Source organism: Nonomuraea basaltis, from assembly GCF_005893125.1.
Lineage (GTDB): Bacteria > Actinomycetota > Actinomycetes > Streptosporangiales > Streptosporangiaceae > Nonomuraea > Nonomuraea basaltis.
Genome location: NZ_VCJS01000375.1, coordinates 1 through 7520, shown reverse-complemented (window position 1 = coordinate 7520; position 7520 = coordinate 1). Strand labels below are relative to the sequence as shown.

General features: G+C 69.9%; 8 protein-coding genes. 4 read left to right on the top strand and 4 right to left on the bottom strand.

All coding sequences use genetic code 11. From position 1 onward, the window contains the following. A partial coding sequence (locus tag EJK15_RS65810; protein ID WP_138720354.1) for an HAD-IIA family hydrolase occupies positions 1-936 on the bottom strand: 936 nt, incomplete at its 3' end. Positions 937-1014: 78 nt separating this feature from the next. Here EJK15_RS65810 and EJK15_RS65805 point away from each other — a divergent pair. Next, a complete protein-coding gene (locus tag EJK15_RS65805) occupies positions 1015-1455 on the top strand; it encodes a TipAS antibiotic-recognition domain-containing protein (protein ID WP_240778058.1) in 441 nt (146 codons plus the stop codon). 190 nt (positions 1456-1645) lie between these two features. Here EJK15_RS65805 and EJK15_RS65800 read toward each other — a convergent pair whose 3' ends face one another. After that, the gene (locus tag EJK15_RS65800) at positions 1646-2068 is read right to left on the bottom strand and encodes a tetratricopeptide repeat protein (protein WP_138720352.1); all 423 of its coding nucleotides are present in this window, start codon (positions 2066-2068) and stop codon (positions 1646-1648) included. A gap of 111 nt (positions 2069-2179) precedes the next feature. Here EJK15_RS65800 and EJK15_RS65790 point away from each other — a divergent pair, with 111 nt between their 5' ends. Beyond that, complete coding sequence (locus EJK15_RS65790; protein WP_338089971.1) at positions 2180-3865, top strand: DUF1015 family protein; 1686 nt, start codon at positions 2180-2182, stop codon at positions 3863-3865. 331 nt (positions 3866-4196) lie between these two features. Here EJK15_RS65790 and EJK15_RS65785 read toward each other — a convergent pair whose 3' ends face one another. Continuing rightward, the gene (locus tag EJK15_RS65785; RefSeq protein ID WP_171075360.1) at positions 4197-4745 is read right to left on the bottom strand and encodes a single-stranded DNA-binding protein; all 549 of its coding nucleotides are present in this window, start codon (positions 4743-4745) and stop codon (positions 4197-4199) included. A gap of 110 nt (positions 4746-4855) precedes the next feature. On the opposite strand from EJK15_RS65785, the gene EJK15_RS65780 reads away from it, so the two are divergent. Next, positions 4856-5782 carry an MBL fold metallo-hydrolase gene (locus EJK15_RS65780; RefSeq protein WP_138720350.1) on the top strand — a complete coding sequence of 309 codons (927 nt, stop codon included), beginning with the start codon at positions 4856-4858 and terminating at the stop codon, positions 5780-5782. Positions 5783-5966: 184 nt separating this feature from the next. On the opposite strand, the gene EJK15_RS73900 is transcribed toward EJK15_RS65780, so the two are convergent. Beyond that, complete coding sequence (locus EJK15_RS73900) at positions 5967-7052, bottom strand: hypothetical protein (protein ID WP_240778057.1); 1086 nt, start codon at positions 7050-7052, stop codon at positions 5967-5969. Between EJK15_RS73900 and EJK15_RS73895 the strand changes: the two genes are divergently transcribed. After that, positions 7041-7520 (top strand): hypothetical protein (locus tag EJK15_RS73895; protein ID WP_206062209.1); only part of this gene is annotated, 480 nt, incomplete at its 3' end. The genes EJK15_RS73900 and EJK15_RS73895 overlap by 12 nt on opposite strands.

Below are 7520 nucleotides of genomic sequence, written 5' to 3'. Positions count from 1 at the left end.
CTCCTCGACCCGCCCCTCCCCCGCCGCCGCCCATGCGGCGTCGCAGGCCGCCCGCAGCCCGTCGATCCTGCTCCCGTCCCCGTCCAGGCGCAGCACGCCGTCCTGCCACCGGGCCCGCCACCCTCCGCAGGCTCCGTCCCGTACCTCGGGATAGGGCAGGAGCAACGCATCCAGCCCCTCGGCGATGTACGTGGGCCGATGCCGGGGCTCCGCCGTCAGCGCGTCCACGGCCGTGGCCACCCCTGTGAGCACCAGCAGGCTCTCGACCCCGGCGTTCGAGGCGCCTTCGATGTCGGTGTCCAGCCGGTCCCCCACGACCAGCGGCCGCCGAGCCCCCGTACGGATCACCGACTCCCGATGCAGCGGCGGATCCGGCTTGCCCGCGTACACCGGCTCGACCCCGGTGGCGGCGGCGATGACCCGCACCATCGCCCCGTTCCCCGGCAGCTCCCCGCGCCCGGTGGGCATCGTGCTGTCCCTGTTGGACGCCACGAACCACGCCCCCTGCCGCACCGCCAGCGCCCCCTCGGACAGCAGCCCGTACGACAGGCCGGGCGCGATTCCCTGGACCACGGCGACAGGAGATTCGGCGGCGGTCGAAACCGGTCGAAGCCCCCGATCCCGTACGGCCAGCCGCAGCCCGGACCCGCCGACGACGAGCACGTTCGACCCGGGCGGCACCCGCTCAGCGATCAGCCGCGCCGCGGCCTGCGCGGAGGTCACCACGTCCGCGGCCGTGGCAGGCGCTCCGAGCTCGCGCAGATGTGCGGCGATGGCGGCGGGCGTCCGGGAGGCGTTGTTCGTGACGTACGCCAGCCGCACCCCCCGCCTGCGCGCCTCCTCCAGGGCGGCCGGGGCGCCAGGCACCGCGTGGCTGCCCAAGTAGACGACGCCGTCCAGGTCGAGCAGCAGGGTGTCATACCCGTCGATCAGCACAGCGCCTCTTCCCGTTTGACTCTCACGCCGCGTGAGACTTTAGCGTCGCCCCTGTACCCAGCTACAGGAGGGATGACCATGTCCACGAAGCTCAACCTCACTCCCGAGGAACGCGCCGGACTGTTCGGCGATTTCAATCCCGACGATCACGCGGCGGAGGCCGAGCAGCGGTGGGGTGGCACGCAGGCCTGGACGGAGTCGGCGCGCCGCACGTCGTCGTTCACGAAGGAGGACTGGAAGCGTTTCACGGCGGAGGCGGCCGAGATCTCCGCCCGCATGGCGGAGGCGATGCGGGCGGGCGCGCCGGCGGACGGCGGCCTGGCCATGGATCTCGCGGAGGAGCACCGGGCCCACATCACCCGCTGGTGCTACACGTGCACGTACGAGATCCACCGCGGCCTCGGCGACCTGTACGTCTCCGACCCGCGCTTCACGACCTCCATCGACCGGACGGCCGCCGGCCTGGCCGCGTACTACCAGGCCGCCATCACCACCAACGCCACCCGCCACAGCGCCTGACACCACCATCACGGAGCCACGCTCGCAGGACCACCAGTTACGGAGCCACGCTCACAGGACCGCCCACAGAGCCCCGCCACGCCTGAAACCACGCTTACGGGACCGCCCATGAAGTCCTGTGAGCCCTCCAGCACCGAGGCCCCAAAGGGGCCGGGAACGCGGCGCGGAAAGGAACGCCAAACCCCCAGCCCTACATTTCCCGACGAGCCCGCAAAGTAGCACGAACGCTCTTCAACGCCGACACGTAATGCCGCTCATCCGGGCGCATGGCGACCGCAATGGCCAGCGGTTCCTGCGCCCCCTCCACATCCCCGGTCCGCCACAACGACAACCCCAGCCCGAAATAGGCATAGTCCTCAGCCGGGTTGGCGTCCACGATCTGCCGAAAGCTGGCGGCGGCCTCGGCGTACTGCCGCGAATTGAACTGCGCCCGAGCCAACGCCTCAAGAATGCTGCGCGATTCAGGCTCGGCCGCGGCGGCGCGCTCGAGCAACGCGGCCGCGGCGGCCGGACTGCCCTCTTGCAGCAGCTTGACCCCGCGCTGGTACCAGTCGTAAACACCGCCCCCGGGGGTGCCAGAGGTTTCACCATGTACGTTTCCGTCATGAGACATGGGTGAGGACTCCCTTCATCGCTGGACGACAGACCCGCCCTGCCCTGCTCCGGACGGGCACGGCTGCAACCAAAGGGGCGACTTCCGGAAGGCGCATGCATTTATGGGAGCATGCCCCGTATGGGGACTCCTGAACTGCCGGTGCCTGATGGGCTGGTGCTACGGCCCTTCCGAGGCGTGCGTTTCGCTGTTGAAGATCCCGCCAAGGTGACCTCCCCACCCTACGACCTGATCTCTGACACGGACGTCGACGCCCTCCTGCGACTTCACCCGAACAACGTCGTTCGCCTCATCCTTCCCTGCTCATCCCGCAGCAACTCCTCCCTCCAACCATCACCCACCTCTCCACCACACCCAACGGAGCCGGGCCCAACGGAGCCGAGCGCAACAGAGCCGAGCGCAACACAGCCGAGGACACCAGAGCCGAGGGCACCAGAAGGGCCAGGAACAGCAACCGCCCAGCCCACCAAGGTCCCGCTCGAAGCCCGATACACCGAAGCCCGGGACATGCTGAGAGCCTGGCTGGACGCGGGCATCCTGGTCGCGGACGACGTGCCGGCGATCTACGTGTACGAGCAGAGCGGGCCGGACCTCCTGCAGCGCGGCCTGATCGGCGACGTTGCCCTGACCGACCCGGGACAGCACATCATCCTGCCCCACGAGGACGTCATGCCCGGCCCGATCGCCGACCGGCTCGCACTCATGAGCACCACAGAGGCCAACCTCGAACCGATCTTCCTCCTCTACGACGGCGGCAACGGCATAGCCACCGGCCTGGTGGACGAGGTGGCGGCCAAACGCCGGCCCCTCGTGTCCGCCGACACGGAAGACGGCCTCACACACCGCCTGTGGGCGATCACGAACGAAGCAGAGATCGCCGCGATCAACGCCGACCTCCACAATCGCCAGGCGTTGATCGCCGACGGCCACCACAGATATGCGACATACCGCATCCTCCAACGCCAAGAACGCGCCACTCACAGGGCTTCACAGGCCGCCCCAACGGCGCACATCGCCGCCACATCGGAAATCCAGCCACCGCAACGCACCAACGCCACTTCAGAGACCAACACCGCCGCCGCGTCGGAGCCCCAGCCACCACGGTCCACCGGCGCCACTTCAGAGCCCGCCCCGCCACAGTCCACCGCCGCCGAACACGCCCACACCGCCGCAGCCGCTCCCGCTGAGGAAGGCCGATCGAGACCGACGGCGGCTAGTGGAACCCTCGTCGCCCCATGGGACTTCGGTCTGGCCTTGCTCGTCGATTCGAGCGCGTACCCACCCGACCTCAAGGCCATCCACCGCGTGATCCCCGGTCTGCCCCTACCCGAGGCGGCCGCCAGGGCCAGGGGGTCGTGGCGGGTTCAGGAATATGAGGACCTGGCCGAGGGCCTCGCGGCGCTCGAGGACGCCCCTGAGCCGGCCTTCCTGCTCGCCGGCGCGGAAGGCGTGCACCTGCTCACCGATCCCGACCCAGTTCAGCTCGCCCATGCCATGCCGGCCGACCACTCCGACCGCTGGAACTCCCTCAACACCTCCATCCTCTCGGAGTTCATCCTTCCCAGGGTGTGGGGCATGCGCGACGACGATCAGGCCGTACAGATCGTCCACCACGACACGGAGGCCGCCGTGCGACTAGCCACCCGCACGGGCGGCACCGCCGTGATCCTCAAGCCGCTCGCGACCGACGAGGTGCTGGCCGTCGCCGCAGGCAGCGAACGCGTCCCACGCAAATCCACCTCCTTCGGCCCCAAACCCAGAACGGGCCTTGTCCTCCGAACGTTCGCGATCGACTGACCCAACCGGCATTCACCTCCCGCAATCAAGGAGACGCACAGCGCACTCCCCGGCCAGGGAGCCGCCATGGACGCATCCACCGACGCCCCTACGCGGACGCTCCCGCCCGCGTTGGGTTCCGTCCTCTCTCGGCCCGACAACCATGGGCAGGCGCGCCTCCGACCAGCTCAGCGTGCCCACCGATCGAGGAGACGCACAGCGCACCCCGGCCAGGGAGCCGCCGTGGACGGCATCCCAGACGCCCCTACGCGCACGCTCCCGCCCGCGTTCGGGCCCCGTCGTCCCCGTCCTCTCGGCTGGATGGCCATGGGCAGGCACGCCTCCGATCAGGTCAGCTTGCCCGCGCCAAGAAGGACCCCTGTACAGGAACCAGGGCGGCAACTGTCGCGGTAGGGCGGTCCGCAGAGGGCAGGTCTGCAGGGGGCTGGTCTGCAGGGGGCTGGTCCCTGGCGGAGTGGCCCGCGGGCAGGCGGTCCACTGTGGAGTGACCCGCGGGGAGGCGGTCCGCAGGCGGGTGGTCCGCGACGGGGTGGTCGTCGTCGGGCTCTGGCAGTGTGGCCGCCGCAGCCTCGACCGGTTTGGCGGTGCTCACCTCCACCTCGTACCTCCAGATCTTGGCGGCCGAAGGGCCGAAGACGCGGCAGCGGAAAAAGCCCGTCACCTCGATGTAGTCGCGCGGCTTGAGACCCCGGAGCACGGCGGCCGTCTCGGGGTTGAACGTGACGCACGGGATGCTGTCCGTCAGGGTGACCCCTCGCCTGTGCGGCCGGCGGCGGCGCACGATGATGCGCCACTTCGTCACGGTGTCGCCGCTCGGCATGGAGTACTCCTCGACGGCCGCGGAGAGCCTCCCCACCAGCAAGACCTCGTTTCGGTCCACTGTCGTCCTCCTATCGATGCTCTGGTGGAGATCACTCTTTACGATGAGGAGGAGGCTGGATCGGCTGGAACGCCGTTCTGGGGACAACGGCTGTACGCTCGGGAGTGCCTGTGGACAACATCACTGCTCTAGGCGGCGACGTCTATGAGATCGACACCAAGATGGCCGGCTACTCGGGCATCACGGCCGGCTACCTGATTCTGAGTGACCGCCCATGCCTGGTGGAGACCGGTACCTCGACCTCCGCTCCCGTGGTGCGTGACGCGCTCGCCTCGCTCGGTGTCGGTCCCGAGGACCTGGCCACCGTCGTGGTGACGCACATTCATCTGGATCACGCCGGCGGAGTGGGAGACATCGCCAGGTTCTTCCCGTCCGCGCAGGTCGTGGTACACGAGAAGGGCGCCCGCCACCTGGCCGATCCGTCACGGTTGATGGCGAGTGCGCGGATGGTGTGGGGTGACCGGCTCGACGACCTCTTCGGCGAGCTGTCCCCCACCGAGGCCGAGCGCATCGTCGCCCTGGGCGACACCGGCGCGATCGACCTGGGCAACGGGCGCACGCTCAACAGCCACTACTCCCCCGGCCACGCGAAGCACCACGTGGGCCTCGTCGACTCGGCGACCGGAGATCTGTACGTCGGCGACGCGGCAGGCGTGTACCTACCCGAGACGGGCGATCTGCGTCCCGCGACGCCGCCGCCGGACTTCGACCTGCAGACGGCCCTCGACTCGATCGCGCTGTTCGGGGCGCTCGGGCCGCAACGCCTGCTGTTCAGCCACTACGGGCCGGTCGAGGCCGTCCAGCAGACCCTCGAACGGTCCGCCGAGGAGCTTCGCATCTGGGTCGATCTCACGCGGCAGGCCCATTCGGAGGGCATGGATCTGGATCACGCGGTCGCGATGGTCAGGGACCGGACCAGGGATCGGTACACGGCTCTGAAGTCCGATGACGCGACGGCCGAGCAGTTCGAGCTGCTGAGCGGTGCCCCGTCGAACGTCGCGGGCATCCTCCACTGGCTCGACCGCGTCTCGCCGTAGCCGTCACTCAGCACTCAAGAACTCACGGTAGCCGTCCCCCAGGTCTCAGGAACTCGCCGTAACTCTCAAGATCTAGCCGTAGCGTCCCTCGGTTATCAGGAGAGACGCCTCGCCGTACGGCGGGAGGGCGAGCGGCTCCGCCGTACCGGATTGCCGGGTACGGCGGAGCGTGGCGCCAGTTCAGCTAGTCGTCGTTCTTCTGCCGGTTCTGGCCGGGATCGTCCTGCTCATCCAGCGTGTCACCGAAGTCCGGCTCGATGAACGCCGGCGTGATGCCCGGAGTGTCCGTCTGCACCACCGGAGCAGGGGCACTCGGCTCGTTACCAGCGTCGTCCGTGACCGGCTCGTCAGGTTCCGCACTGTCCGGAACGTCGACAGCCTCGGCTTCACCGGATTCGGTGCCCGCAGACTCCGCCTCGTCCGAATCATCGCCTGGCACGTCGTCGGACTCGACCTCACCATCCGAAAGCTCGGCCGTCTCCGGCTCGACAGCGTTCAGCGCCTCGGCCGTCTCCGGCTCGACAGCGTTCAACGGCTCGGCCGTCTCCGGCTCGGCGTCCATGAGGTCGCCTGCTTCGGCGAGAGCCGCGGCGTCGTCCACGTCGTCGTCCACCACGGTCCCCTCGCCGCTGTCGGCCAGCCCGGCGTCGTCGAAGTCGTCCTCCTCGTCGAAGTCCTCCTCGACGTCCTCGATGACGGCGCCGGTCAGCTCGGCGTACCGCTCCGCGGCGTCCGTCTCACCGTCCTCGTCGAACGCCATCGCCCTGCCGAACCAGTCCGTGGCCGCCTCCTCGTGCCCGGCTTCGGCCAGCGCGTCCGCGTACGCGAACGCGAGCCGCGCCGACCAGGGCTTGGGCTGCGGGTCGCGCAGCTCGGGCAGGCGCTGCAGGGTGATCACGGCGGCGTCGTGCTGGCCCAGGTCGCGGCGGGCGCCGGACTCGACGATGGTCAGCTCGATGCGCCCGGGCCGGTCGAGGCGTTCGGCCTCCGGCGAGCGTACGAGGTCGATGGCCCGCTCAGGACGGCCCAGACCACGCTCGCAGTCGGCCATGATCGGCAGGTACGCGTCCGACCCCGTCATCCGCCGTGCCGCCCTCAGGTCGCTCAGCGCCTCCGAGAAGTGCCCGGCACGGTACGCGACGATGCCCGCGGCCTCACGTACGACACCGATGCGGGCGGCGAACCGGCGCGCCACCTTCGTGTGCTCGTGCGCCCGGTCCGCGTCGTCGTCCTCGAGCGCCCGCTCGGCGGCGACCAGATGCCTTCCCACGAGGTCCGAGAGATCGCCGGGGAGGGAGCGGAGCTCCTCGAGCACTTCCTTGTCGAGCTCGTCCGCAGTGATGTCGGGCGCGACCTCGGGCAGCCTCTCGCGCGGCGGGGCTTCGGTGTCCTGCTCCGGCCTGCCGAACCTGGCGCGGGCTCCCGCGGGACGTTCCTCACGCCCGCCGCGGTCGTCCCGCGAGAACGGGCGAGATTCCCGATAGCCGCCCTCACGGCGCGGGCCACGGTCATCCCCTGGCCCGCCCTCGCGACGCGGACCCCGATCGTCACGGAAACCGCCCTCACGGCGGGGCCCACGGTCACCCCCGGGCCCGCCTTCGCGACGCGGGGCACGGTCGTCGCGGGACACACCCTCACGACGAGGTCCGCGGTCGTCACGGAACCCGCCCTCGCGCCTGGGGCCACGATCGGCGTATCCGCCCTCACGACGCGGACCACGGTCACCGTAGCCACCCTG

Coding starts and splice junctions, on each gene's coding strand:
- EJK15_RS65805 (WP_240778058.1), top strand. CDS start 1,015: ATGTCCACGAAGCTCAACCTCACTCCCGAGGAACGCGCCGGACTGTTC.
- EJK15_RS65800 (WP_138720352.1), bottom strand. CDS start 2,068: ATGTCTCATGACGGAAACGTACATGGTGAAACCTCTGGCACCCCCGGG.
- EJK15_RS65790 (WP_338089971.1), top strand. CDS start 2,180: ATGCCCCGTATGGGGACTCCTGAACTGCCGGTGCCTGATGGGCTGGTG.